Source organism: Variovorax sp. HW608 (assembly GCF_900090195.1).
Taxonomy (GTDB): domain Bacteria; phylum Pseudomonadota; class Gammaproteobacteria; order Burkholderiales; family Burkholderiaceae_C; genus Variovorax.
This window is the reverse complement of record NZ_LT607803.1, coordinates 5920628-5944614: the sequence shown is the minus strand read 5'-3', so window position 1 is coordinate 5944614 and position 23987 is coordinate 5920628. Positions and strand designations below refer to the sequence as shown.

General features: G+C 65.4%; 23 protein-coding genes. 4 read left to right on the top strand and 19 right to left on the bottom strand.

Annotated elements, in window-relative coordinates; translation table 11 throughout:
- Window positions 1-23: 23 nt before the first annotated feature.
- From VAR608DRAFT_RS28100 to VAR608DRAFT_RS28085, 4 genes are read right to left on the bottom strand one after another with little or no spacing between them, the layout of a single operon-like run.
- Entirely contained in the window at window positions 24-836 is an 813-nt protein-coding gene (locus VAR608DRAFT_RS28100) for a 2-keto-4-pentenoate hydratase (protein WP_088957061.1), read from the bottom strand.
- Window positions 833-2593 (bottom strand): bifunctional 3-(3-hydroxy-phenyl)propionate/3-hydroxycinnamic acid hydroxylase MhpA, encoded by a 1761-nt coding sequence (gene mhpA / locus VAR608DRAFT_RS28095; protein ID WP_088957060.1) that lies wholly within the window; start codon window positions 2591-2593, stop codon window positions 833-835. Before mhpA (VAR608DRAFT_RS28095) ends, VAR608DRAFT_RS28100 begins: the two co-directional genes overlap by 4 nt.
- Window positions 2590-3600: a VOC family protein gene (locus VAR608DRAFT_RS28090; RefSeq protein ID WP_088957059.1), complete on the bottom strand. Its 1011-nt coding sequence runs from the start codon at window positions 3598-3600 to the stop codon at window positions 2590-2592. Before VAR608DRAFT_RS28090 ends, mhpA (VAR608DRAFT_RS28095) begins: the two co-directional genes overlap by 4 nt.
- 16 nt (window positions 3601-3616) lie before the next feature.
- Entirely contained in the window at window positions 3617-4474 is an 858-nt protein-coding gene (locus VAR608DRAFT_RS28085) for an alpha/beta fold hydrolase (protein WP_231972988.1), read from the bottom strand.
- 134 nt (window positions 4475-4608) lie between these two features.
- Here VAR608DRAFT_RS28085 and VAR608DRAFT_RS28080 point away from each other — a divergent pair, with 134 nt between their 5' ends.
- Window positions 4609-5271 carry a TetR/AcrR family transcriptional regulator gene (locus VAR608DRAFT_RS28080; RefSeq protein ID WP_088957058.1) on the top strand — a complete coding sequence of 221 codons (663 nt, stop codon included), beginning with the start codon at window positions 4609-4611 and terminating at the stop codon, window positions 5269-5271.
- 136 nt (window positions 5272-5407) lie between these two features.
- Here the strand turns inward: VAR608DRAFT_RS28080 and VAR608DRAFT_RS28075 are convergent, their stop codons facing one another.
- Together VAR608DRAFT_RS28075 and VAR608DRAFT_RS28070 are read right to left on the bottom strand one after the other, a co-directional pair.
- Complete coding sequence (locus VAR608DRAFT_RS28075; protein ID WP_088957057.1) at window positions 5408-7432, bottom strand: 4-oxalomesaconate tautomerase; 2025 nt, start codon at window positions 7430-7432, stop codon at window positions 5408-5410.
- A gap of 1 nt (window position 7433) precedes the next feature.
- Window positions 7434-8576, bottom strand: a complete 1143-nt coding sequence (locus tag VAR608DRAFT_RS28070; protein WP_231972987.1) for a Bug family tripartite tricarboxylate transporter substrate binding protein — start codon at window positions 8574-8576, stop codon at window positions 7434-7436.
- Here VAR608DRAFT_RS28070 and VAR608DRAFT_RS28065 point away from each other — a divergent pair.
- Window positions 8575-9504, top strand: coding sequence for a LysR family transcriptional regulator (locus VAR608DRAFT_RS28065; RefSeq protein WP_088957056.1), 930 nt, complete (start codon window positions 8575-8577; stop codon window positions 9502-9504). The two genes, VAR608DRAFT_RS28070 and VAR608DRAFT_RS28065, sit on opposite strands and share 2 nt — an antisense overlap.
- A gap of 39 nt (window positions 9505-9543) precedes the next feature.
- Here VAR608DRAFT_RS28065 and dctA read toward each other — a convergent pair whose 3' ends face one another.
- The 12 genes from dctA to VAR608DRAFT_RS28010 form a co-directional block, all read right to left on the bottom strand.
- Window positions 9544-10878 carry a C4-dicarboxylate transporter DctA gene (gene dctA / locus VAR608DRAFT_RS28060; protein WP_088957055.1) on the bottom strand — a complete coding sequence of 445 codons (1335 nt, stop codon included), beginning with the start codon at window positions 10876-10878 and terminating at the stop codon, window positions 9544-9546.
- Between the two features lie 79 nt (window positions 10879-10957).
- Window positions 10958-12304 (bottom strand): 3-carboxy-cis,cis-muconate cycloisomerase, encoded by a 1347-nt coding sequence (gene pcaB / locus VAR608DRAFT_RS28055; protein WP_088957054.1) that lies wholly within the window; start codon window positions 12302-12304, stop codon window positions 10958-10960.
- 52 nt (window positions 12305-12356) lie between these two features.
- Window positions 12357-13187 carry an HpcH/HpaI aldolase/citrate lyase family protein gene (locus VAR608DRAFT_RS28050; RefSeq protein ID WP_088957053.1) on the bottom strand — a complete coding sequence of 277 codons (831 nt, stop codon included), beginning with the start codon at window positions 13185-13187 and terminating at the stop codon, window positions 12357-12359.
- Window positions 13188-13197: 10 nt separating this feature from the next.
- Window positions 13198-14388, bottom strand: a complete 1191-nt coding sequence (locus VAR608DRAFT_RS28045) for a CaiB/BaiF CoA transferase family protein (RefSeq protein ID WP_088957052.1) — start codon at window positions 14386-14388, stop codon at window positions 13198-13200.
- A 30-nt stretch (window positions 14389-14418) separates the two neighbouring features.
- Window positions 14419-15279: an FAS1-like dehydratase domain-containing protein gene (locus VAR608DRAFT_RS28040; RefSeq protein WP_172843907.1), complete on the bottom strand. Its 861-nt coding sequence runs from the start codon at window positions 15277-15279 to the stop codon at window positions 14419-14421.
- A gap of 268 nt (window positions 15280-15547) precedes the next feature.
- Entirely contained in the window at window positions 15548-16063 is a 516-nt protein-coding gene (locus VAR608DRAFT_RS28035; RefSeq protein ID WP_157731133.1) for a tripartite tricarboxylate transporter substrate-binding protein, read from the bottom strand.
- Between the two features lie 13 nt (window positions 16064-16076).
- Window positions 16077-16376, bottom strand: a complete 300-nt coding sequence (locus VAR608DRAFT_RS37265) for a hypothetical protein (RefSeq protein WP_157731132.1) — start codon at window positions 16374-16376, stop codon at window positions 16077-16079.
- Window positions 16342-17472, bottom strand: a complete 1131-nt coding sequence (locus tag VAR608DRAFT_RS28030; RefSeq protein WP_088957050.1) for an IS630 family transposase — start codon at window positions 17470-17472, stop codon at window positions 16342-16344. Before VAR608DRAFT_RS28030 ends, VAR608DRAFT_RS37265 begins: the two co-directional genes overlap by 35 nt.
- A gap of 41 nt (window positions 17473-17513) precedes the next feature.
- Window positions 17514-18047 (bottom strand): Bug family tripartite tricarboxylate transporter substrate binding protein, encoded by a 534-nt coding sequence (locus VAR608DRAFT_RS28025; RefSeq protein ID WP_088957049.1) that lies wholly within the window; start codon window positions 18045-18047, stop codon window positions 17514-17516.
- Window positions 18048-18050: 3 nt separating this feature from the next.
- Entirely contained in the window at window positions 18051-18899 is an 849-nt protein-coding gene (locus tag VAR608DRAFT_RS28020; RefSeq protein WP_088957048.1) for a fumarylacetoacetate hydrolase family protein, read from the bottom strand.
- Between the two features lie 44 nt (window positions 18900-18943).
- Entirely contained in the window at window positions 18944-20443 is a 1500-nt protein-coding gene (gene mhpA / locus VAR608DRAFT_RS28015; RefSeq protein ID WP_088957047.1) for a bifunctional 3-(3-hydroxy-phenyl)propionate/3-hydroxycinnamic acid hydroxylase MhpA, read from the bottom strand.
- The gene (locus tag VAR608DRAFT_RS28010; protein ID WP_088957046.1) at window positions 20436-20993 is read right to left on the bottom strand and encodes a VOC family protein; all 558 of its coding nucleotides are present in this window, start codon (window positions 20991-20993) and stop codon (window positions 20436-20438) included. Before VAR608DRAFT_RS28010 ends, mhpA (VAR608DRAFT_RS28015) begins: the two co-directional genes overlap by 8 nt.
- Before the next feature lie 147 nt (window positions 20994-21140).
- Between VAR608DRAFT_RS28010 and VAR608DRAFT_RS28005 the strand changes: the two genes are divergently transcribed.
- Together VAR608DRAFT_RS28005 and VAR608DRAFT_RS28000 are read left to right on the top strand one after the other, a co-directional pair.
- Complete coding sequence (locus tag VAR608DRAFT_RS28005) at window positions 21141-22130, top strand: Bug family tripartite tricarboxylate transporter substrate binding protein (protein ID WP_088957045.1); 990 nt, start codon at window positions 21141-21143, stop codon at window positions 22128-22130.
- A complete protein-coding gene (locus VAR608DRAFT_RS28000; RefSeq protein ID WP_331713006.1) occupies window positions 22088-23212 on the top strand; it encodes an NAD(P)H-quinone oxidoreductase in 1125 nt (374 codons plus the stop codon). The genes VAR608DRAFT_RS28005 and VAR608DRAFT_RS28000 overlap by 43 nt, the downstream gene beginning before the upstream one ends.
- On the opposite strand, the gene VAR608DRAFT_RS27995 is transcribed toward VAR608DRAFT_RS28000, so the two are convergent.
- Window positions 23172-23891 carry an IclR family transcriptional regulator gene (locus VAR608DRAFT_RS27995; RefSeq protein WP_088957043.1) on the bottom strand — a complete coding sequence of 240 codons (720 nt, stop codon included), beginning with the start codon at window positions 23889-23891 and terminating at the stop codon, window positions 23172-23174. The two genes, VAR608DRAFT_RS28000 and VAR608DRAFT_RS27995, sit on opposite strands and share 41 nt — an antisense overlap.
- Between the last annotated feature and the right edge of the window lie 96 nt (window positions 23892-23987).

Sequence of the window (23987 nt, the reverse complement as noted above, 5' to 3'; positions counted from 1 at the left end):
CGTTTTCCTGCCTGGGCGATGATTCAACTCAGAACGCAGCGCACGCTGCCTAGGGCGCCGATGCGGGCCTCGACCCGGTCACCGGCCTTTAGCGGCACCATTGGTCCCAACGCACCGGAGAGGATGACCTGCCCAGCCCTCAGCGGTTGCCCACGCGCGGCCATGGCGCCTGCCAGCCAATGCGCCGCGCGCAGCGGGTGTCCCAGACAGGCCGCCCCGCTGCCCACCGATGCCACCGTGCCGTCGACGCTCAACGCCATGCCGATCGCGCCCAGATCGAGCGTCCCGATGGCCACGGGCTGGTGGCCTAGCACGTACAGGCCCGCAGACGCGTTGTCAGCCACCGTGTCGACCAGCGTGATCTTCCAATCCTGGATGGCACTGTCGACGATCTCCAGCGCCGGAAGCGCGTACGCGATGGCGTTGAGGAATTCGCTCCAGGTCGGCGCGCTGGCGGTCAGGTCCCGGCCCACGACGAAGGCCACCTCGGCCTCGACCTTGGGCTGCGTGAGGCGGGAGGCCGGAACGGCATCGCCGTCGAGGAACTCGGTATCGTCGAACAGGACACCCAGGTCGGGCCGATCCACGCCGAGCTGCTGCTGCACGGCCTTGCTGGTGAGCCCGATCTTCAGGCCCACGATGCGCCGGCCGGGCTCCTCGAGGCGGGCTCTGGTGTTGATCTCCGCCACCTGGTAGGCCGCTTCGAGTCCGGCAATGCCGTAGGTCTCGGAAACGCGCGGGATGGTGCGGCGCTCCGCGCGTGCCTCGCGCAGCGACGATGCGGCTGCATGAAGGATCTCCGCGGGCGGGTCCTGAGGATCGTGCGAATGTCTCATGCGGCCTCCCGCCAATGGTCCGCCTCGACGGCCGGCAGCGCCCGATGCGTCACAGGCACCGCCTCGTCCACCCTCATCTGGCGGCGAAGCTCGCGCGTGGCCCCCACCAGGGCCTCCCCTTCGACGAGCGCGAAGACGAACTTGTCCGGGCGCACGATGGCCACGTGGCCGGCTCGGCCCCCGCTTCTGCGCCACCAGGACTGGAAGTCGCCCTCGGGATCCTCGCACTCGATGAGCCCGGCCGGTGCGGCATGGTCGATGCCTGCGCCATTGGGCCGCCCGCCGAACGGGTACACCGCCACGAACCGTGCGCCGAGCGATTGCCAGAACGACAACGCCTCGGCGTCCAGGGTTCGTCGTGGGTCCACGCCCGCGCTGACGAGGACGAAGCCCGTGCCGATCAACTCGTCGAGCAGATGGCGCCGGCCATCGGGTCCGCGCACGCTGGGCTGCGGCATCAGCGTGCCTTCGGCACCGCGCCAACGGCGACGCGCAAGCCCCATGTAGCACCCGGCCTCGTAGACGGGCTTGGGAATGAACTCGCCCCGGCGCACGAACGGCCCGATCCCGGGCAGCCGCACCATGAGGCGAGTGAGCAGGTTGCGCACCCGGGTGCCCACGGGGTGGGTCATCGAGACGAAGTCCTTCATGCGGATGCCCTCGCGCGTCATCGCGGCGGCATGCGGCTGGCGCTCGCTCTGGTAGCTGTCCAGGAATGCCTCGCCGGCCTGCCCGCGCAGCACGGCGTCGAGCTTCCAGGCCAGGTTGTACGCATCGCGCACGCCGGCGTTCATGCCCTGGCCGATGAACTGCGGCGTCATGTGCGCCGCGTCGCCGGCCAGCAGCACGCGCCCGTCGCGCCACTTCTCTGCCATCAGCGCGTTGAAGGTGTAGACCAGCGTGCGCAGGATCTCGAACTTGTCGACATCGATGTACCGCGACAGGTAGTGACGCACCGTCTCGGGGTGCGTCATCTGCTCGCGCGTCTGGCCGGGCATGAGCATGAATTCGAAGCGGTGGTGGCCGTTCGGCTGCACGCAGCAGACGGTCGGGCAGGCCGGGTCGCAGATGAAGTTGAAGTACGGCACGTGGCGCAAGCCGTCGCTGGCGTCCTTGGCCTTGATGTCGACCACCAGCCACGGGTTGGGAAAGTTCTTCCCGCTCATCTCGATACCGAGTTGTGCGCGCACGCCGCTGCGGCCGCCATCGGCGCCCACCATCCAGCGGGCGCGCACCCGGGCTTCCCGCGGCGCGGGAGCAGGCTTCACGCCGAGCTGCGGAGCCGCCTTGCCATAGTCGCTGCCCCCGCAAGCGACATGGAACAGGTCCACGCCGTCGGCATCCTGCTCGAAGCGCGTGACCTCACGGCCGCGCAGCACGGTCACGTTCGGATGCCTGGCCAGGCCCTCCGACAGCGCCGTCTCCAGCAAGGGCTGGTAGAAGAAGTTGTTCGCGGGCCAACCGTGCTCGCGCTTGGTCGTCTTGATCTGGAACAGCACGGAACCGTCGGGCAGCACCATCTGCACCGGCGCGTCTTCGAGCATGTCGGCCGCCAGTCGATCCGCCATGCCGATCGACTGGAAGATGCGCATGCATTCCCCGTCGGTATAGACGGCGCGTGCGTTGCCATAGAACCGGGGTTCGCGCTCCAGCACGAGAACCTGGTGGCCGCGCTGTCCCAGCGCGTGGGCCAGCGTGAGGCCGGTGGGGCCGAGTCCGACGATCGCGACGTCGCAGGCGAAGTCAGGGGCGTTCATGCTGTAACTCCAACGGTGTGTTCCTTGCGGGTGAGCGAGGCGAGGCCTCGGCCCATCTGGCCGAGCCGCGAGCCCATCGTCAGTCCCTCGGGGAAGTGACCCCAGAGGCTGATGCCCTGGTAATGGCCGGGCTTCCAGCTTGCTTCCGCCTCATGCGTGACGACGATCGGATTCCAGCCGATCTCGATCTCGAAGCCGGATGGGGTGGCGACATAGAACGAGACTTCACGGTCGTTCGGGTGCTGGCCGATCGCGTTCGCAATGCGACAGCCCATGGCGCGCAGGCGCCGGTAACCCTCGGTCACGTCGTCGAGGCTGCGTGCCTGCAGGTTGAGGTGATGGATCGACGTGCGCAGCGGATTCATGCGCTGGCCCCTCGTGGCCGCGATGGCCACCGAATGGTGCCGGCCGTTCAGGCGCAGGAAACTCAGGTCCAGCGTGACGCCGTTCAGCCGGTCCTCGATGGTGTCGGACAGGCGCGCGTCGAAAAATCGCTGGAAGAAGTTCAATGCGGCTTCCGGCTCGCGCGTGGACATGGCGAAGTGACCCAGGCCCATGTGGCCGGTGACGAAGCCGCTGCAGCGCATCTCGAGGGCTCGCGTGCTCAGCAAGGGCTTGAAGAAGAGCTCGTAGCGCACGCGCTTGGGGCCTGCGAAGGCCCACAGGCTTTCGACGCCGCGTGCCGCCGCCTCGGCGCCGCCGACGCTTTGCACCTGCAGCCCTGCCGCCTCCAGTCGCCGCAGCGCCAGCGCCAGCGCCGGCTCGTCGTGCAGTTGCCAGCCGATCGCCACCACATCCTCGGCCGGGCCTTCCCGGACGACGATGCGGCGTTCGTGTTCGTCGATGCGCAGCGCCAGGCCACTGCGTGTGGCTTCGGCATGCACGCCCAGGCCCTCGCGCGCAAAGCGCTCCCATTCGGCCAGCTTGCGCGACTCCACCACCACGTAGCCGAGGCTGATGCGGTCGAAGAGGGTGTCCCCGGCAGGGATTGCTGTGACGGTGTTCATGCGAATCACTCCCCGGTCAGGCCTCGTTGCCCAGGAAGGCAGCCACCGTCGCGTTGAATTCGGCTGCACGTTCCCACTGGACCCAGTGTCCCGTGCGGCTGAACAGAAACACGTCGGCACGGGGCAGCCTGGCCTGCAGCGCCAGGGCTGCGGCGCTCGGGTTGACCCGGTCCTCGCAGCCCCACAGGATCAGCGTCGGGTGGTCGAAGTCCGCAAGGCGCGGATCGAGCAGGAAGTCCATGCGCCTGAAGGCCTCCGGATTGGGGGGCACGCGCAGCGGCGGGTTGGCCACCACGGCAGGGTCGATGCTCGACTCGAAGCGCTCGCGCAGCATCGCCTCGCTGACGCCGCTGGCGTCGTAGACCAGGTCCTCCGTGATGAAGGAACGCAGCTTCTCGAAGGTCGGCCCCTCTCCGGCGTAGTACGTCAGGAGGCGCAGAAGGCCGGGGGTCGGCTTGCCTTGGGCGATGCCGATGCCGCCGGGCCCCATGAGCACCAGGCGGCCCACCCGATCGGGTCGATCCAGCGCCAGGCGCAGCGCCACGGCACCGCCGAGCGAATTGCCCACCACATGGGCGCGTGGGATCTCCAGCGCATCGAGCAGCCCCCGCATGGCCGACGCGATGTCGCCGAACGGGTCGGCGGCGTCGATGTCCTTGCTCGAGCGTCCATAGCCGGGCATGTCGGGCACCAGCACGCGGAACTGCCGCGCCAGCACCTCGACGTTGCGCGAGTAGTTGGAGACGCCCGAGGCGCCGGGTCCGCCGCCGTGCAGCATCAACAAGGCGGGTCCGGCGCCGAATTCGGCAAGGTGGATCTGCCGCGAGCCGAGCGAGACGGTGCGGTGTGTGGGTTGTGGTCCTGCGGTGCCCATCGCTTCTCCTTCAGAGAGTGGGGCAAAGCCCCGGGGGGGTTAAACACATACGCTCTAGATTGAACATAAGTGTTCAATATTTATCTCGATTGCGCATTCTCGTTTACCCCAGGTATGTCTAGAATTGAGCGGAGATGTTCAATTTCGACCCTGCCGCCGCTTCCGCCACGCCAGCCGACCCCGGCGTCCCACCGAGCCAGGCGCAGCGGCGCATCCATGCCGCGGCGATGAGGCTGTTTGCCGAGCGCGGCGTCACGAAGGTCAGCATCAGCGAGCTGGCCGCCGCGGCCGGCATGGCGCGCGGCACCATCTACAGCCACGTGTCCGATGTCGATGGCCTGTTCGAGGAGGTCGCGGCGCAACTCGCGCGCGAGATGACGGCGCGGGTGGTTTCAGGTTTTGCCGGCGTGGACGATCCTGCATTGCGCCTGGCCATCGGCGTACGCCAGTACATCCGCCGCGCCCATGAGGAGCCGCTGTGGGGCCGCTTCATGAGCCGCTTCGGGCTCAGCCCGGCGGTGCTGCAGACAGTGCTGGGCAGCGAGCCGCTGACCGACCTGCAGGCCGGCATCGCCTCGGGCCGCTATCGCATCGGTCGCGAGCAATTGCCTGCCATGGCGGCTCTGCTCAGCGGCGGCACCCTGGCGGCGATGCTTCCGGTGCTGGATGGCCATGGAACCTGGCGCGACGTGGGCTCGGATATGGCCGAAATCCTTCTCGTGGCGCTGGGCCTGGACCGCGCCGAAGCCCGTGCACTGGCCAGAAGCGAGCTTCCGGCACTGGGCGAGGGCGTTTGAGCCCTCGCAGGCCGGCGCGGCCGAGCGGCTACTCGTCGCGGATGCCGTTGCGCAATACGCCGATGGCGCCGACCTCGATCTCGACGCGCGGCCGGCCAGGAACAGGCGCCGGTCCCACGCTCCCGAAGCTGGCGCCTCAATAAAGCGCGAGTTGGCTTTGCTCTTTCGGCGCGATCCGGGCCCGAGCCACGACTTTGCGCCAGCGCTCCAGATCTCTCTGCAACCTTTGCGCGAGCGCCTCTGTTGTCCCTGGCTCGGCTCGAGCGCCGTGGCTCTGAAAACGCGCGACAACTTCGGGATCGCACAGTACTTGATTGAGCGCCCGATTGAGGCGATCAATGGAAGCGGGGGGCGTGCCAGCCGGCGCGAACAGCCCATACCATTGCTCGACATCCAACCCCGAGACTCCCTGTTCCGCGAGCGTCGCTACCTCGGGTAAGGCCTCAAGCCGTTTCGGTCCCGCCACGCCCAATGCGCGTAGTTGTCCAGCGCGAATGAACGGGTATGCCGTGAACAGGCTCGGAAACATGACCTGCGAGCGGCCGGCGACGGTGTCGGCAATGGCCGGCGCGGCCCCTTCGAAGGTCGAACTCGACATCGAGGTCCCGCTGCTGAGCTGGAACAGTTCAGCCGCGAAGTGCGGAGGGGTCCCATCACCGGCGGACGCGTAGCTGAAGCGGCGAGGCGAGTCCATCAGCCGCGCGATGAGCGTGTCCAGATCGGGCGCGCCCTTCTCCGGATGCGTGACCATCAAGGTTGGGGACGATCCCACGAGGCCGATCGGAGCGAAATCCTCGACCGGGTCGTACCCCAGCCTTTGAAGTGCCGGATTCATCGCGTGCGTGCCGACGTAGCCGAACATCAAGGTGTGCCCGTCCGGTGCGGAACGTGCGACGTACTCGCTGGCGATCGCGCCGTTCGCCCCAGCGCGGTTGTCGACCACCACCTCCTGGCCAAGCAGTGGGGCCAGCTTGGCGGCGATGATTCGAGCCATTGTGTCGTTGCCGCCACCGGCGCGCGTCGGCACGATGATGGTGAACGCCTTGTTCGGAAAGGTCGAGAGTTCCGCACCCGTCGGCTCGGGGCGCGAGAAGACGTATTCGGGCAGATGCAGTTCGCCTTGCATGATCTTTCGCGCCGTGCGAACAAGCGCAGCGCGTTCGACTGTTGCGCCATCTTCGCAACCATTCAGCTCCACTTCGATGTCTATCCGGCCAGCGGGATGCAGCACGACCAACCTGTGCCGCCCCGGATCGCGTGCCTGCCCGCTTGCGACCGTTCCCGGCAAGGCAAAGGCACTTGCGACGCCGATGGCTCCCGTCACCGCATGTGACGCGTGGCATTTTCGAGGTGTGAAGTAGCGCGACGTGATGTTGTCATCCGACTCGCCCGCGCTGACCAGCACGGGCTTGGGAATGACGCTGTTGGACACGTCCCCCAGGCCCATCATGCGTCCGGCCTCCAGGCGAAGCCTCTCGAGCCGCTCAAGAAGTGCGGTGTTCGCATCGAGCGCAGCCGGCTTCTCGCGCCCTGTGACGCCGAGGTCGCCGGCCCGGACGATCATCAGCGGCATGGCGGCGTCGATGCAGGTCACCTGAATGCCGTCGATGGTGTCGATGCGCTTTCCTGTCGGAAAGACTTTCCCCGTGACCGCTCCCCATGCGTCAAGGAAGTTCAGCAGGATGGGTGCAGCCGTGCCGGCAACACCATCGATGCGCGCGTCGCCCTCGTAGGTCACGCGGCCGCCGGGCGTGCGCACGGTGACGTCGATGCGCGACCCCGTGTTGACGTTGTAGACGCGAACATTGGTTGTGCCGTCGGTCGCTGACACCAGCCCCTGCTCGATCGCAAAAGGCGCAACGCCGGAGAGCATGTTCCCGCAATTCGGCCGCGTGTCGACCGACTGGTGGCCGACGCCCACCTGCGCAAAGAGGTAGTCGATGTCGCATCCAGGCCGGGACGAGCGCGACACGATGGCCACCTTGCTGTTCAGCGTACTGCCGCCGCCCACGCCATCGAGCTGCAGCGGGTCGGACGCGCCGATCGCCCCGATGAACGCCTGGTCACGCGCCTCGTCGCCTTCCGGCAACCACTCACGCAGAAAGAATGGTCCCCGCGAAGTGCCGGCGCGCATCAGCACGCAGGGGATGGACTTGTTCATATCATTCGGCAGTGATCTTGGCCGCCTGAACGACTTTCTTCCACTTGATCTGCTCTTGCGCAACATAGGCGCGCATCTGGTCGGTCGTCATGGGTGAGACCTCCGCACCATGGTCTTCGAGTCGCTTGATCACGGTCTTGTCGGCCAACACCTCGTTGAGCACCTTGTTGAGCTGCTCGATCACGGGCTTCGGTGTCTTCGCCGGCGCGAAGATGCCATACCACTGGGAGACGTCGACGTCGGCGATTCCCTGTTCCTGCAACGTCGGTACATCGGGCATCAGCGCCGAACGTTTGGACCCCGCAACACCGACGGCCTTCAGCTTGCCGCCCTTCACGTACGGCATGGCTGTGAACACGCTCGGGAACATCACCTGCGTCTGGCCAGCGATGGTGTCCGTGATCGCAGGCGCGGAACCCTTGTAGGGCACATGGAGCATGCTGGTGCCCGTTGAAAGCTTGAACAACTCGGCGGCGAAATGCGGCGCCGTGCCGTTGCCGGCCGAGGCATAGCTGGTCTTGTCCGGGGCCGCCTTGAGCATCGCTACGACTTCCTTTGCGGTGCTGGCCTTGACGGCCGGATTGAGGACCATCAGCGTTGCCGATGATCCGACCATGCCGACAGGCTCGAAGTCCTTCACCGGGTCATAGCGAAGCTTCTGCAGCGCCGGGTTCATCGCGTGCGTTGCGATGTAGCCCAGCATGATCGTGTAGCCGTCCGGCGCGGCACGCATCACGTATTCGCTGGCGATCGCGCCGTTGGCGCCTGCCTTGTTCTCGACGATGACGGGCTGCTTCAGGATGGCCGACATACCCTGTCCAACGATGCGTGCCATGGCATCGTTGGCGCCTCCTGCGGCCGTCGGGACCACGAGGGTGATCGTCTTCTCGGGAAAGGCGGCTGCCGCACTTCCGCTTGAGCAAGCCAGCGATGCCGCCAGCGCGACTGCGGCAATGAGGCGAGGTTTCTGAGTGTTCAAGTTGTCTACTCCGGTGGATGTCTGATGCCGAAAGCGTGGGCTTCTCGTTGTTTTGGGCCCTGGGTGAATGTTCCGCTCCAGGGCGAGTTCTGTGAATTGCATGTTTGAGATCGATTGATGCACACTGTGGATCAGTGAAAATTGCATCGGGAGCGCATGCGCCATGGCCATCAACTTCAATCTCAACGATCTGCAGGCCTTCCGGGCGGTTGCCGAACTGAAGAACTTTCGCAAGGCAGCCGAGGCGCTGCATGTCTCGCAGCCCGCGTTCAGCCGCCGCATCGAGAAGTTGGAGGAAGCTCTGGGGGTTCGTCTCCTCGACCGGACCACGCGTCGCGTGAGCTTGACCTCCGTGGGACGAGATTTCGATCGCAAGGTCCAGCAGCTTCTGGACGAACTCGATCACACGTTGTTGGGTATCCGCGGCGTGGCGGCCACGCGCATGGGCGAGGTGACGATTGCCTGCGTGCCTTCGACCGTCTACTACTTCCTCTCGCAGGTGATCTCGCGCTACCACGAGCGCTACCCGAAGATCCGGGTCAAGGTGTTCGACGCCAGCGCCAACGAGGTGCTCTCGGCCGTGTCGCGCGGGGAGGCTGACTTCGGCCTCAATTTCGTCGGTGCCAAGGAACCGGACATCGAATTCAAGCCCTTGCTGGAGGAGCGTTTCGTCGCCGCTTGCAGGCGCGACCATCCGCTCGCACAGAAGCGTCGCGTGAACTGGACCGAGCTCGGGCAGTACGACTACATCTCGGTCAGCAAGGCATCGGGCAATCGGCTGTTGCTGGACCAGGCTCTTTCAGGCGTTCCGGGCCGCCCGCAGAGCATCTACGAAACCCAGCACGTCACGACGATGCTCGGCCTCGTCGAGGCGGGTCTCGGCGTGGCTGCGGTGCCTTCGAGCGCCATGCCGGACTCTGACCATCCGCTTCTCGTGAGCGTGCCACTCTACGACCCGGTGATCACGCGCAAGATCGGCCTGATCCGGCGCAAGGGCCGGACCTTGTCCCCGGCTGCGCAGCAGCTCTATGCCTTCTTTTCGGAGATGAAAGCAAAGCGCGGCAAGCCCCCAGGCCGCCGCGCTGCGAGTTGAAAAGCCAGAGGAGAACGATACCCGAGCTCGCCCTGGGTTTCAGCGTGCCGTGCCGGTGTGGCCGAGCGGCAACTGCAAGTTCCCGGAGCCCTCTTCGAGGTCGTGTTCGGTGTTGGCATAGTTCGCCGCCAGTTCACGACGCAGCACGTCTCGGTCGCAGGCGTTCTCCCAGATGGAAACCACGATGCAGGCCACTGCATTGCTGATGGTGCTGGTAAGCGCGCGCGCCTCCGACATGAAGCGATCGATGCCGACGATCAGGGCCACGCCCGCAACCGGAAGATCAGGCATCACCGTGAGCGTAGCGACCAATGCGACGAAACCACTGCCTGTCACCCCCGCCGCGCCCTTGGATGTCAGCAGCATGATCCCCAGCATCGAGCCGATCTGCAGCCACGACAGATGGACGTCGCAGGCCTGGGCGATGAACATCGATGCCAAGGTCAGGTAGATGGCCGTGCCGTCGAGATTGAACGAATAGCCAGTCGGCAGCACGAGCCCGACCACGCCCTTCTTGCAACCCAGCCTTTCGAGCTTGAGCAGGAGACGGGGAAGCACGGGCTCGCTGGAGGAGGTGCCTAGAACGACCAGCAACTCCTCCTTGATGTAGCGCATCAGCTGCCACAGCTTGAAGCCGTGCAGACGCGACAGCACACCCAGCACCACCGCGACGAAGAAGATGCAGGTCACGTAGAAGGTCCCGATCAGCATTCCCAGCGATCCGATCGACTTGATGCCGTAGCGTCCGACCGTGAATGCCATGGCACCGAACGCACCGATCGGCGCCAGCCGCATGATGATTCCGAAGGCCGCGAACAGCATGTGCGAGAAGCCGTCGATACCCTCGAGCACCGGCTTGGCGTTCGCGCCGATCTTCGTCAGGCCGAATCCGCAGATCACCGCGAGCAGCAGCACCGGCAACACTTCGCCCTCGGCGAAGGCGCCGAAGAACGCGTTCGGAATGATGTGCATGACGAAGTCGGTGAAGCCGTGGATATGCACCTGATTCGCGAAGCGGGTCGCCACGGAGGCGTCGAGGTTCTTCGGGTCGATGTGCATGCCGGCACCCGGCTGGAGGAGCAGGACGGCGACCAGGCCGGTGATGAGCGCCAGAATCGTCAGGGCGTAGAAGAGTCCCATCGCCTTGAGCAGGGTCTTGCCGATCTCCTTGGAGTCGCCCAGCGAAGTGATGCCGCTCACGATGGTGCAGAACACCACCGGCGAGATCATCATCTTGACCAGCTTGACGAAGCCGTCGCCGAGTGGCTTGAGCGCGGCGCCGAACTCGGGCCAGTAGTGGCCCACGGTGATGCCGAGGATCAGGCCGATCAGGACCTGTATGTAGAGCAGCTTCAACAGCTTTCGGATGTTCACGTTGTCTCCAGGCTTCGGTGGCACAGATACACACCGGTCTTCGCCGGCTCGATCCATTTGTGAAAGGTCGATGTCGGGCTTAGCTGCGTGCTGCGAGGACGCGATCGACCATCACGCCGGCTTGGCCGATGTTGTTGGCCGGGTCGCACATGGCTTCGAGCTGGGCCCGCGTGACATGCTTGTTGACCTCCGGGTGTGCGACCAGGATCTCGATCAACGGCTGGTTGTCGGCCAGCGCCTGGCGGCACAGGTCATAGACAAGGTCGTGCGCATACTCGCGGCCGATGTATGGACCCAGACCCATCATCACGGCCTCGGACATCACGAGTCCGTTGGTGATGTCGATGTTGGCGCGCATACGGGTGGCGTCGACTTCCAGGCCCTTGAGAATGAACTTGGTCTGCTTCAACGCGCCCGACATCAGGCAGAAGATCTCCGGGAGCGACACCCACTCGATTTCCCACGGCCCGGTCGAGCGCTCGTGGTCGGCCACCATCGCATCCATCAGCGCGGCCGCATGCTGGCGTGCAACCGAGATGTTGGCGTGGATGTAGAGGCAGGAGATGGGATTGCGCTTTTGCGGCATGGTCGAGGATGAGCCGCGACCCGGCGCGAAGGGCTCGAACACCTCGGCCACCTCGGTCTGCATCATCAGCTTGACGTCCATCGCGATCTTGCCGAGCGAGCCGCCGACCAGTCCGAGGAAGGCGCCGACTTCGGCGATGGTGTCCCGTACCGTGTGCCACGAGATGAGCGGCTGGGCGAGTCCCAACTCCTTCATCAGACCTGCCTGGGTTTCCATGGCACCCTTTTCGAGCGAAGACAAGGTGCCCGACGCACCGCCGAACTCGCCCATCAGGACGCGGGGCTTGAGTTGCTGCAGGCGGTCGCGGTGACGATCGATGCCGGCCAGGATGCTCGCCATCTTGTAGCCGAAGGTGATCGGCGTGGCCTGCTGCAGGTTGGAGCGCCCGATGACGGGTGTGTCGCGGTATTTCCTTGCGAGGGAGGCGAGTGCATCGCCGATCTCGTCCAGATCCTGCTCCACCAATGCAAGACCTTCGCGCATCTGCAGCACCGCGGCCGTGTCGGTGATGTCCTGCGTCGTGGCGCCCCAGTGGCAGTACTCGCCGAGCTTGTCGCGGCAGTTCGCATTGATCTGGTTGACGACGGCGATGATGGGATAGCCGATCTGTTCGGTCTTGGCCTTCAGCTTGGCCCAGTCGATCTGCGACAGGTTGCAGTTGCGCACGACCTCGTCCGCCGCTTCCTTGGGGATGATGCCGAGTTCGCCCTGCACCTTGGCGAGGGCGCGCTCGATGTCCAGGTATTTGGCGGTGCGGTTCTCGTCGGACCAGACTTCGCGCATGCGCGCGTCGCTGAACATGTCGCCGAAGATGCGCGAGTCGATGATGGTGGAGGCCATGGTGCTTGTCTCTTACTTTGGGGGAAGGTGGTGGAGGAGGTCAAAAGTGAGGTCAGGCACGGGCCAGCGCCAGCGTGCGCTGTGCCTGCAGTACGACCGGGCGGTCGACCATGCGGCCATCGAGCCGGGCGGCGCCTGGTGATGCCGCATCGGCATCCAGGACGCGCCGGGCCCAATCCAGCGCGTCCGCGCTCGGTCGCAGCGCGGCATGAATCGGCTGTACCTGGCGTGGGTGAATGCACAGCTTGGCGCCGAAGCCCAGCCGCCGCGCACCGGCAAGATCCGCCAGCAGGCGTTCCTGGTCGTCGAGTTGCGGCGTGACGCCTGCGACCGGTGCCGGAAGGCCCGCCAGGCGCGAAGCGATCGCGATGCGGCTGCCGGCATAGGCAAGGCCCGAGCTGTCCGTCGAGATGTCCATGTCGAGGTCGAGCGCGAAATCCAGCGTGCCGAAGACCAGGCGCTGCACGCCCGCGGCTGCGATGCGGTTCACTTCCGAGACCCCGCGCGCGCTTTCGATGAGTGCGAGGATGTCTGCGGCCGGCAATGCGGCCTGGGTCTCGGCAATCTGCGCGGGCGATTCGGCCTTGGGCAAAAGCACGCTGATCCCATGCGCGTCGCCCAACGCCGCAAGGTCGGCGGCAAACCAGGACGAAGTGGCGTCGTTGATACGCACCACGACGCGGGATCGGTCTTCGGGCGCCGCACGCTTCAACCAACCCGCCACCATGCCGCGTGCCGTGGTCTTGTCATCGGCGGCAACGGCATCTTCAAGGTCGACAACGACCTTGTCCGCACCGCTGGCCAGCGCCTTGCCAAAGCGTTCCGGACGTGTTCCGGGCACGAAGAGGTAGGTCCGGGCAGGAGGCAGTAATTCGGCTGACATGACGGTGACCTCAGACAGCGTTGGCCGCGTGCAGCCCGGCGATTTCGCTGGGGCTGTAGCCGAGCTCGGCCAGGATCGCATCCGTGTGTTCGCCGAGTGCAGGCACCGGGTCCATCCGGGGGCCTGTGTCCCAGCTGCCGGGCGGCAGCAGGGCGGGCACCGGGCCCATCGACGTCCCCACCTGGGTCCAACGCCCGCGCGCTTCAAGCTGCGGATGCGCCCAGACTTCCTTCATGGTGTTGACCTGCGCATTCGCGATCTGCGCGAGCTCCAGGCGCTCGACCACTTGCTTGCCGGTCAGGGGCCTGAACGCTTCCACGATGATCTGCCGCAATGCAGACCGCTCCGCCACGCGCTTGAAGTTGGCGGTGAACCGCGGATCCTTCGCGAGATCGGGTTGCTGCAGCACCTTGTCGCAAAAGCTGACCCATTCGCGCTCGTTCTGCAGGCCCAGCATCACGGTGGTGCCGTCGCCGGCCGGGAAGGGACCGTAAGGATAGATCGTCGCGTGGCTGGCGCCGGTGCGTGGCGGCGGCTCGGCGCCTTCGAAGGCATAGTAGAGCGGATAGCTGGTCCATTCGGCCAGCGACTCCAGCATCGAGATGTCGATGCGTTGCCCCTTGCCCGTCTGCCCACGCTGCAGCAGTGCCGCCAGGATGTTGCTGTACGCGTACATGCCAGCTGCAATGTCTGCGATGGAGGGGCCTGCCTTGCAAGGCTCTTCGGGCGTACCGGTCACGGAGACAAAGCCGGCCTCGCTCTGGATCAGCAGGTCATAGGCCTTCTTGTCGCGGTAGGGCCCGGGGTTGTGTGGGTCATCCCCGTAGCCGGAAATGTCGCAGACGATCAAGCCCGGCTTCGCGCCGGAAAGTCTGGCGTAGCCCAGGCCGAGCCGCGCTGCGGCACCTGGTGCGAGGTTCTGCACGACGACATCGGCCTTCTCCAGGACCAGCCGCTCGAGCACCCGCGCGGCCTCGGGATGCTTCACATCGAGCGTGAGGCTTTCCTTGGAGCGGTTGGTCCACACGAAGTGCGATGCCAGGCCGCGAACGCGTTCGTCGTAGCCGCGCGCAAAATCACCCGAGCCGGGGCGCTCGATCTTGATGACGCGGGCCCCGAGGTCGGCCAACTGGCGAGTGGCGAAGGGCGCGGCAATCGCGTGCTCCAGTGTGACAACGGTGATGCCCTTGAGTGGCTGCATGGTCGATCTCTTCTGATGTTGTGGTGAGGGTCAGCGCAGCACTGCGGTGGCATCCATCGTCAGCCAGCCCTCGTGGTCGGAGGCCCAGAGGTGGATGGTCTTGCCGTCCGCCTGCGGGCGGCCGCTGACATGGAATGCATTCAGGTCGAACGTGGGCCGGACGGCCTTGAAGCGAAAGCTCGCCACATCTGCTTCGGGCATCTGGCGGCGCAGCAGGTCCATCAGCAGCGTCGCGATCAGCGGACCATGCACGATCAGGCCGGGATAGCCTTCGACCTGCGTCACGTACTGGCGGTCGTAGTGGATGCGGTGGCCATTGAAGGTCAGTGCCGAGTAGCGGAACAGCAGCACGTCGTCGGGCACGATCTGGCGGCGCCAGGCGGCCTCGGCCGGTGCAGCTTGCGGCGCTGGCACCACATCGTTCGGCCCTTGGGCTTCGCGGTACACGATGTCATGGAACTCGACGAGCGCCGGCTCGCTGGCCTCGTTGCACCGCACCTCATGGCGCACCTTCACGAACACGAGCTTGCCGGTGCGGCCTTCCTTGGTCGTGACGTCGTCGATGGTCGAGGTTCTGGTGACACGGTCGCCGACGCGGATGGGTCTGCGAAATTCGAACTGACCGCCGGCCCACATGCGCCGGGGCAGCGGAACCGGCGGAAGAAAGCCGCCGCGTTTGGCGTGCCCGTCGGCTCCGATTTCGCTTTGCTGGTGCATGGGCAGGAAGTAAAGCCAGTGCCACAGAGGTGGAAGTGGCTTGCCCGATTCGACCGACGTCGCCGGATGGTCCAGGGTCGCGGTCAGTGCGACTACCGGGGTGGGATTGACGGTGTCTTCGACTCTTGCGCTGCGTCCGATCCACGATTGCAGCTGATCCTGCCGTGCTTCCAATGTCGTCTCCTTTGCCGGTGCCCAAAAGCGGCAGCCGTTCTGGAGAGGAAGTTTGCGGCGCTTCCTTTGTTAGGAGAATTGCAACGTTTGATCTTATTGATGCACCAAAAGCATCAGCACAGTTGACGTGGACGCGCTGGCGCGTTTTCTTCATGTCGGTGGCTGAACGGTTCGGCTACGACGATGGGCAACGGTGGAGGGTCGGCCCGCAGGTGGTGAGCGAAGCCGAATTCGTGGTCCAGCTCCTGGGGATTCAGAACGGGCGGGGTCAGGGAGAGCCCAGACCCAGTCGCAGAATCGTGGCCGCCTTGAGCCGGCTGTCCTCGCGAACCTTGTTCTCGAAGTCTTTGCCCGATCGAAAGTCCACGATCTGGTTGGCGCCCCGTGCCCACTCCTGGTACTTCGGCGATGCCACCGCGGCGCGGCAGCTTGCCTCCAGCCTGGCGATCACGGCGTCAGGTGTGCGGGCGGGGGCGAGCACGCCACCGAAACTGGCTTGCACCACGGGCAGGCCCGCGTCCTTGAGAGTTGGAACGTCGGGAAACGACGGATGACGCTTGTCTGCGTAGACCGCGATCAACCGCAGCGCGCCCGAGTTGAGTTGGCCAGTGAGGGAGCTCACCAACACCGCGCCGAAGCTCAGCCGATCGCCCAGCAGGTCCTGCAGCATCGGTGCATCGCCCTTGTAGGGCACGTGCGTCAGAGTGACCTTGGTCGTCGCCTCGATGTCCGAAGTGCCCGGGTGCGGTATGGAGCCTGTTCCCGAGGTGCCGTAGTACAGCATCCCTGAAATAGGTTTAAGTATTTGGATCAAGGTAAGGTGCCAGCAGAGTGACGACCAGCTCTGCGGTTTCGGCGAGCGTTCCGGTGCCCGGCAGTGGCTCCCAGCGACCGGTGTGGCTGCGAAACGCGGATGAGTAGGCGTTGCGGGCAAGTTCGGTGATGCGCGCAACGGTGTCCACCACGTCGTCCTCGCGGCGCATCTGGATGAGCAGATGCTTTCCATAGGGGCGCACGCTGGCCTGGTTGTGGCCGGTCAGGGTGGCGAGTTGGCGCTGAAGCTCAGCGGCCCTTCTTTGGGCGTCGTGGGTTGGCATCGTTGTTGAACCTCAAGGGTTCGCCAATTTGAAGCTCAAAGCCGGCGAATGTCCAACTGAACGGCTTGGGCGCCCGGTTGCGTTGCGCAAGGAAGGCTTCGGTGCGCTGGCGCAGGTGCCCAATGGAGGTATGGCTGGCGTGGCGCAGGACGCGACGCGAGTAGATCCCAAACAGCAGTTCGATCTGATTGACCCAGCTCGCATGCAGGGGCGTGAAGTGAAAGACGAAGCGCTGATCGTGGCGGGCATTGAAATCATCCCACACGGCCTGCGCACGGTGGGTGTTGAGGTTGTCCCACACGATGTGGATGCGACCCTTGGGGTAGGCCATGGCGACTTGCTCCATGAAGGCCAGGAGATCGGCCTGCGTGCGTCGATCCGAGCAACTGCCGATGACGCGCCCCGTGTGCACGTCCAGCGCGGCAATGAGGGCCTGCGTGCCATGACGGATGTACTCGAACTCGCGCCGACGCGCTCGACCGGGCCGGGGCTCGCGGTCCGCGTGCTTGCGCTCGATGGCCTGGATTCCGGTCTTCTCGTCGATGGAAAGCACGACCGACCCCTTGGGGGCCCGGCGGTACAGAGCGCAGATCTCGTTGACCTTCTCCCGGAATTGCGGGTCGGGGCTGTGCAGCCACTGCCGCACGCGGTGCGGGCGCAGGTCGCCCGCTTGCAGAATGCGTTGCAGATGGCTGCGGCTGATCTGCTGGACCACGCCTCGCTGGACGGCACGATCCACCAACTCGTCCAGCGTGGGTGTCGCCCGTCCGTGCGGTTCGGCCGGCTCGCAGGCCAGGGCCAGCAGTTCCAGTCGTTGCGTCTCACCGATACGCCGGGGGCGACCAGGACGGGGCACCTCCTGCAGTCCTTGAACGCCCTTGCGGGCCAGCCGCGAGCGCCAATGCGACACGGTCTGTGCGGATACGCCAAGCGCCTGAGCAATCGAGGCGGTCGTCTCGCCTCGGTGGGCCCTCAGCGCGATCTGCGCTCGCATCACATGGCGTTGCTCGGCCGTTGCGCGCCGGGTCAGAGCCTCCAGCGACTTACGCTCTTCTCGCGATAGCTTGATAGGCTGTGCTCGACGTCCTCGACCCATGCCTTGAAGCTTATCTCAGACTCTATCTTTAAGAAAGCTATTTAAGGGATGTTGTAGTAGTTCACCTTGCCCGGAACCTTGCGAGCATCGGCCAGGATGTCCTCGACACCGTGGTAGGGCGAGTTGCCAGGCACTGCGATGGCGAAGATGTTGTCGAAGACCTGGCAGACGTAGCGAAACGAATCGAGGTCGTACGCGATCGACTTCAGCCGATGCCGCTCGCTCGACAGCGGCACGGCCGGTGTGAAGGCCAGCACGTAGCCATCCGCCCGGGCGTTGGCCACCATCGTGAGCCCGACGGTGCCTGCCGCGCCATCCCGGTTGATGACCGCGATCGATTGCCCCAGCGTCTGTGCCATGGCGTCGGCCAGATTGCGGGCGTTCAAGTCCAATCCGCCGCCGGCTGCGAACGGCACCAGCATCTGGATCGGTCGCGAGGGATAGTCCTGAGCGGTGCTGCCCAGGGCCACTATGGCCAACGGCATGCCGAGCAAGGCCCGCCTCTTGCCATGCAAGAAGTTGAACATGTTTGCGCGCCGCTCCTCCAGCACCAGGATGTCGGCGGCGTCGCTCACCGATTACTCGTCGCGGATGCCGTTGCGCAGCACGCCGATGGCATCGACCTCGATCTCGCAGATGTCGCCCGGCTTCATGAAGAGCTGCGGCGTGCGCTTGTTGCCGACGCCGCCGGGCGTCCCGGTGACGATCACGTCGCCGGCCGCGAGCGGAAGGAAGGCGGAGATGTAGGCGATCTGGCGCGGAATGCTGTGCACCATCATGTCCGTGGTGGCGCGCTGCAGTTCCTGGCCGTTCAGGCGCGTGACGAGCGTCATCTTCTGGTCGGGCGCGATCTCGTCGGAGGTCACCATCCATGGACCGAACGCGCCGGTCTTCCAGAAGTTCTTGCCCGGGGCCCACTGCGAGGTGTGAAGCTGCCAGTCGCGCACGCTCCCGTCGTTGTAGCAACTGTAGCCGGCGATGTGCGACCAGGAATCGGCCTCGGAGATGTGGCGGCCGCCCTTGCCGATGACGATGGCGATCTCGCCTTCGTAGTCCAGCCGCTCGGAGACACGTGGGCGGACGATGTCCTCGCCATGCGCTGCTTGCGAATCGGCCACGCGCAGGAAGATCACCGGCTGCTCCGTCACTTCCTTGCCCGTCTCGCGGATGTGCTCGCCGTAGTTCAGGCCGATGCAGAAGATCTTCCCGGGGTTGGGGATGACCGGAAGCAGCCTGGCTTCGGACAGTGGCAGGGTGATCTTGGTCGCTGCCACCTTGGTGGATGCGTCGGAGAAGAGGTCCGCCGCGATGAAGGCCTTGAGGTCCGGCGCGCGCGCGCCATAGACCTCGCCCAGGTCGATCACGCGGTCGCCGACGACGGCGCCATAGCTGTCCTTGCCGTTGTATTGGTAGCTGATGAGTCTCATGTCTTGATTCCTTGAATGGATGATGAAAGCCGCTTTGAGCCGATTCACGGTGCAACGGGGAGGTACTGCGAGATGCGCTCCAGGTCAGCCCCTGAACGCGCCACGCCGACGATGTATCGATCGGGGCGAAGGATGACGGCGCTCGCGTCGTGCGCGCGCAACCATTCCTGGAGGCTCGCATCCGGCTGATCGATGACGACGGCGCCGCTGTGCTGCCAGAGCGATGCGGTCGTGGCGGACACGGCAGAGAGCACCTGCCGGCTGCCGATGACGGCGCTACGGCGTCCCAGGACTTCGTCGAGCAGGCGCCCATCGTCCAGCTGCGGCTGGGGAAAGGGCCGCCCTGCCAGTTCGGGCACGGTGGGGTCGAAGGCGCCAGCGCCGAGCAGCTGTGGCGGAAGCTCGAAGATCTCGGGACGTCCCGCCTCGAACTTCGCGTCGCGCTCCGCGGCGAGCACCGGGTCCGTCGTCTGGATGATGTTGCCCAGGCGCACCGCCAACTCGATGAGCGAGCGCACGTGCGGCTTGCGCTCGGACTCGTAGGTGTCGAGCAGTGCAACCGACGCACGGCCCGACAGCGCCGCGTCCAGCTTCCACGCCAGATTCGATGCATCGCGGATTCCGGCACACATGCCTTGCCCGAGGAATGGCGGTGTCTGATGACAGGCGTCGCCCGCCAGGAACAAGCGCCGGTCGCGCCAGCCGTCGGCGACCACCGACTGGAAGGTGTAGATGGCCGCACGCTCCAGGCGCGCCTGGTCGGGGCGCACCCATGGGGCCACCATCGTCCACAGGTTCTCCGGCTGTACCAACTCCTCCCAGTCATCGCCGGGCAACACCATGATTTCCCAACGGCGACGCTCGCCGACCACATTGCAGTAGGTCATCGGCCGGCGCGGATCGCAGTATTGGACCGTGTGGGCCGGCAGGTTCACCGGCTGCTCCAGCACCACGTCGAACACCAGCCAGGGCTGGCGAAGGCCGAGGTCGATCATCTCGCTACCAATGGCCTGGCGGATGGGGGAGCGTGCGCCATCGCAGCCCACGACGTAGCGGGCCTGCGCGACGTGGCTCTGGCCGGACTCCGCTGAGCGATAGGTCACGGTGGCGAGCTCGTCGTCCTGCTCCACCCCGACCAGTTCGTGGCGCAAGCTGACATGGACCTGAGGGAAGCGCGTCAGGCCCTCGCGCAGCACGGTCTCCAGCTGCGGCTGGTGGAAGTAGTAGTTGTTGGCGCACCCGTGCGGGCCGGCGGCGGCCGTGCCGCCGCGGATCAGCATCGTCTCGCCCGCACCGTTGACGAAATGCATGCCCTGCGTGCCGGGCCGCGAGATGGCCAGCACCTGCTCGCGCAGATCCGCAGCCTGGAAGATGCGCAGCACTTCGCCATCGAAGTGGATGGCGCGCGGCAGCGGGAAGATGCCGGCTTCCTTTTCCAGCACCAGCACCGAACGACCGGCCGCGCCCAGCAGGTTGGCCAGCGTGGCCCCTGTGGGGCCCATGCCGACGATCACTACGTCGTAGACGTCGGCACGCTCAGGCATTCTGGTCTTCCTGCATGCGGCGCGCGACCTCGGCCTGCCATTGCGCGCGGCTCATGAATTTGGGGAATCGCTTGGCGATGGCCTCTGCCTGCGCCAGGATGGCTTCATCCGGCTGACCCAGATCGATCGGCTCGCGCAGCGGCTGCTCGCAGTACCACGGCGTGTCCATGAACAGCTCGAGCCGATTGCCCTCTGGATCGCGGCAGTAGACCGAAACCGCATTGCCGTGCGTCACGGGGTGCATGTCCGTTGCGCCCTCCGCCAGCAGCCGATCGTGGAATCGGCGCAGCGCCGTGAGGTCGGGCGCGCGAAACGAAATCTGGTTGACCACGTTGAAGGCCATGTCAGCCGGACGGCCGGTCGCCAGCACCAGTTGGTGATGCTCGCCCGGATCGCGGCTGAGAAAGACCAGCTGCACGGGTCCCAGGTTGCCCTCGTCCGTCTGGGTGAAGCGCAGCGCCTGCTTGTAGAAGCGCGCCATGCGGGGCAGATCCGTCACGTACAGGCCGATGTGGCTGAACCGCAGATCCGAGAGATGAGTCGCTTGCATCCGTTGTCTCCTATCGAGAATGAAGGCTCGAGCTTCGTCTAGCCACGGATGAAATCATATTCATATTCTCATAATTTGACAATATATCATGTTTTCGTATGATTCATCCTCGTGCAACGGGCACGTATTCGCAATCGGAGACATTTCATGACGTTCCTCAAGAGACTCATCTCTCATTCCGCCATGCTTGCCACAGCTGCCGGTCTCGCCTTGTCCGCTTCCGGTGCGGGGGCTCAGGCCAACTACCCGACCAAGCCGGTGCGCATCATTGCCCCGTTCCCCGCAGGCAGCGGGCCGGACGCCAACGCGCGTGAACTGGCGGCCGAGCTCACCAAGATCCTGGGCCAGTCGTTCTATGTGGATAACCGTCCCGGCGCCTCGAACATCATCGGCACGGAAGTCGCCGCGAAGGCCGCCAACGACGGCTATTCGCTCTACATCGGCACCACCAGCTCCCTCTCGGTGCTGCCGCACCTCTATAGCAAGCTGCCCTTCAATGCCGAGCGTGACTTCGCTCCGATCAGCCTGATGGGCGTGCTCAACACGGGCCTCATTGCCAACCCCGGCGTGCAGGCCAAGGACGCGAAGGAACTGATCGCTCAGCTCAAGGCCAAGCCGGATTCCGTTTCCGTGGCCACGCAAGGCATCGGCAGCTACTCCCATCTGTCGGCCGTCTGGTTCAACAACGCGGCAGGGGTGAAGTCGAACCTCGTTCCCTACAACAGCCAAAGCCCCTACGCGGACCTGATGGCCGGACAGATCCAGCTCATGTACGACGGCCTGCCGGCCGCCGCGACGAGCGTGCAGGCCGGTAAGCTCAAGCTGCTGGGCATCACGGGCAAGGAACGTCATCCCAGCTTCCCGAATGTGCCGACCTTCGCCGAGCAGGGCCTGCCCGACTACACGCCCATCGCCTGGCAGGGGTTGCTGGCACCGGCGGGCACGCCGCCGGCCATCCTCGAGAAGCTCAGCGCCGCCATGAGCAAGGTCTGCCAGTCGCAGGATCTGGCCAAGAAGTGGCGTGACTACGGGGGAGAGCTTCGCTGCAATACACCCGCCGAATTCACCGCATTCATCAACGCCGACCGCGCCATGTGGGGCAAGGTCGTCCGCGCCGCGGGCGTGAAGCTGGATTGAGCGCGACAGCCGTGAGCGAGTTTGCGGCTTCGTCCTGCGACGGCATCGTTATCTCGGCCCCTGGCGGTCCCGAGGTTCTCCGTTGGATCGAAAACATGCCGCTGGCTGCCCCGGGCCCTGACGAACTGCTGATCCACGTCTTCTTTGCCGGAGTCAACCGTCACGACTGCAACCAACGGCGGCGCGGGCCGACGCCGGCGCATAGCGATGTTCCTGGCCTGGAGGTCAGCGGCATCGTGCAAGCGGCAGGATCGCGTGTGCGCGGTTTCACGGCAGGGGACGCGGTCTGCGCACTTGTGGACGGAGGAGGCTACGCCACGCGAGCGATCGTGCCGGCCGAACTGGCGTTCCGGGTCGAAGCGCCGCTGGACCTCCAATCCGCGGCCGCGCTGCCCGAGGCGTTGTTCACGGTGTGGCACAACTTCTTCGGTGTGGCAGACCTGGGACCTGGCGAATCGGTGCTGATCCATGGCGGCACCAGCGGCGTGGGGAGCCTTGCCATCCAGATGCTCGGCGCGTTGGGCCATCCCGTCCACGTCACTTGCGGCAGCGACGAGAAGTGCGCCGCCGCGTTGGCCCTGGGTGCCCGCACGGCGATCAACTATCGCACGCACGATTTCGAACAGGAGATCCAACGGGTGACCCGGCACGCCGGTGTCGACGTGATCCTGGACATGGCCGGATCGGCTCACTGCGCCAGCAACGTCGATGCGCTGGCCCGGCGCGGCCGGCTCGTCCATCTTTCTCCTGGAGACGGCGCGGAATTCCGCGCGCCGCTGCGCGCCATCATGGCCAAGGAGGTGCGTATCACCGGATCGCTGCTGCGGCCGCTGCCGCTGGCGGAGAAGTCCCTGATCGCGCAGCAATTGCGCCGTGTGGCCATGCCGCTCGTGCGCGACAGAAGAATCCGCCCTTGGGTGCAGGAGACCTATCCCTTGCGAATGGCAGCCGAGGCGCAAGCGCGACTCGAATCGGGACAATCGATGGGAAAGATCGTCCTCGAGGCGCGCGCCGGGAGCGACGCCTCGGCCCATGATGGCGCTAGTTCAGCCGTCCAGCGATCCGCGTGGCGGCATCAGTGACCAGTTGAACCAGCTTGTCGAGATCGACGATCGCGAGGCGTGACGTGTTGAAGACGATGGACAGGGCCGCCCAAGCCCCTCCATCGGTCTTGAGAATCGGCGCCGCCGCCGCGGCGAGTTGCGGTTCGAGCTGCCCGATCGAGACGTAGTGGCCTGCCTTGCGTACCGCAGAGAAGTAGCGCCGGAACTCCGGCCAATCGGTCGGAAGGCCGTGCCTGGCCAACTCGTCCTGGCGTGCCTCGAACACCTTCTTGAGTTGAGAAGGGCTGAACGTGGAGAGCAGGACCTTGGGAGCAGCGCCGCCAAATAGCGGCCGCGGGCGGCCACGTCCATAGGCCAGCTGCTCCGGACTTCCGCCGACTTCCCGATAGGTGTCGAGGACCTGCATGCCGAACAGCTCGGTCACGACGCAGTCGAAGCCGGTGGCTTCGACCAGCTCCCGAAGGATCGGCAGGCCGACGCGCAGAACCGGGTCGGCCCTGCGTATGTAGTAGTCCAGCAAGATGACACGAGGTCCCAATGCGTACCTGGAGTCTTCGATACGCTGAAGCAACCCGGCTTGCAGCAGGAGTCGAACATACCGATAGCTTGTGGGCAGCGAGACGCCCAGTTCCGTGGCGATGTCCTCCGGTGTCCGAGCCAGATGGGTCTCGTCGAACAGATCGAGCACATTCAACATGCGCTCAAGACTGGACGTAGATGATTCCGTCAATGTTGTTCCCCGCCGAGTGGTTCAGTTGGTGGGGTCGAAGTATGACGGGGCTCGCGCCGCAGC

What these genes read in the sequence shown, in the direction of transcription:
- VAR608DRAFT_RS27995 (WP_088957043.1), bottom strand. Translation starts at nt 23,891, where the DNA reads ATGTTGAATGTGCTCGATCTGTTCGACGAGACCCATCTGGCTCGGACA.
- VAR608DRAFT_RS37265 (WP_157731132.1), bottom strand. Translation starts at nt 16,376, where the DNA reads ATGCCAACCCACGACGCCCAAAGAAGGGCCGCTGAGCTTCAGCGCCAA.
- VAR608DRAFT_RS28035 (WP_157731133.1), bottom strand. Translation starts at nt 16,063, where the DNA reads ATGCTGTACTACGGCACCTCGGGAACAGGCTCCATACCGCACCCGGGC.
- VAR608DRAFT_RS28065 (WP_088957056.1), top strand. Translation starts at nt 8,575, where the DNA reads ATGGCCATCAACTTCAATCTCAACGATCTGCAGGCCTTCCGGGCGGTT.
- VAR608DRAFT_RS28070 (WP_231972987.1), bottom strand. Translation starts at nt 8,576, where the DNA reads ATGGCGCATGCGCTCCCGATGCAATTTTCACTGATCCACAGTGTGCAT.
- VAR608DRAFT_RS28100 (WP_088957061.1), bottom strand. Translation starts at nt 836, where the DNA reads ATGAGACATTCGCACGATCCTCAGGACCCGCCCGCGGAGATCCTTCAT.
- VAR608DRAFT_RS28005 (WP_088957045.1), top strand. Translation starts at nt 21,141, where the DNA reads ATGACGTTCCTCAAGAGACTCATCTCTCATTCCGCCATGCTTGCCACA.
- VAR608DRAFT_RS28020 (WP_088957048.1), bottom strand. Translation starts at nt 18,899, where the DNA reads ATGAGACTCATCAGCTACCAATACAACGGCAAGGACAGCTATGGCGCC.
- VAR608DRAFT_RS28045 (WP_088957052.1), bottom strand. Translation starts at nt 14,388, where the DNA reads ATGCAGCCACTCAAGGGCATCACCGTTGTCACACTGGAGCACGCGATT.
- VAR608DRAFT_RS28080 (WP_088957058.1), top strand. Translation starts at nt 4,609, where the DNA reads ATGTTCAATTTCGACCCTGCCGCCGCTTCCGCCACGCCAGCCGACCCC.
- pcaB (WP_088957054.1), bottom strand. Translation starts at nt 12,304, where the DNA reads ATGGCCTCCACCATCATCGACTCGCGCATCTTCGGCGACATGTTCAGC.
- VAR608DRAFT_RS28085 (WP_231972988.1), bottom strand. Translation starts at nt 4,474, where the DNA reads ATGGGCACCGCAGGACCACAACCCACACACCGCACCGTCTCGCTCGGC.
- VAR608DRAFT_RS28090 (WP_088957059.1), bottom strand. Translation starts at nt 3,600, where the DNA reads ATGAACACCGTCACAGCAATCCCTGCCGGGGACACCCTCTTCGACCGC.
- VAR608DRAFT_RS28075 (WP_088957057.1), bottom strand. Translation starts at nt 7,432, where the DNA reads ATGAACAAGTCCATCCCCTGCGTGCTGATGCGCGCCGGCACTTCGCGG.
- VAR608DRAFT_RS28030 (WP_088957050.1), bottom strand. Translation starts at nt 17,472, where the DNA reads ATGGGTCGAGGACGTCGAGCACAGCCTATCAAGCTATCGCGAGAAGAG.
- mhpA (WP_088957047.1), bottom strand. Translation starts at nt 20,443, where the DNA reads ATGCCTGAGCGTGCCGACGTCTACGACGTAGTGATCGTCGGCATGGGC.
- mhpA (WP_088957060.1), bottom strand. Translation starts at nt 2,593, where the DNA reads ATGAACGCCCCTGACTTCGCCTGCGACGTCGCGATCGTCGGACTCGGC.
- VAR608DRAFT_RS28050 (WP_088957053.1), bottom strand. Translation starts at nt 13,187, where the DNA reads ATGTCAGCCGAATTACTGCCTCCTGCCCGGACCTACCTCTTCGTGCCC.
- VAR608DRAFT_RS28010 (WP_088957046.1), bottom strand. Translation starts at nt 20,993, where the DNA reads ATGCAAGCGACTCATCTCTCGGATCTGCGGTTCAGCCACATCGGCCTG.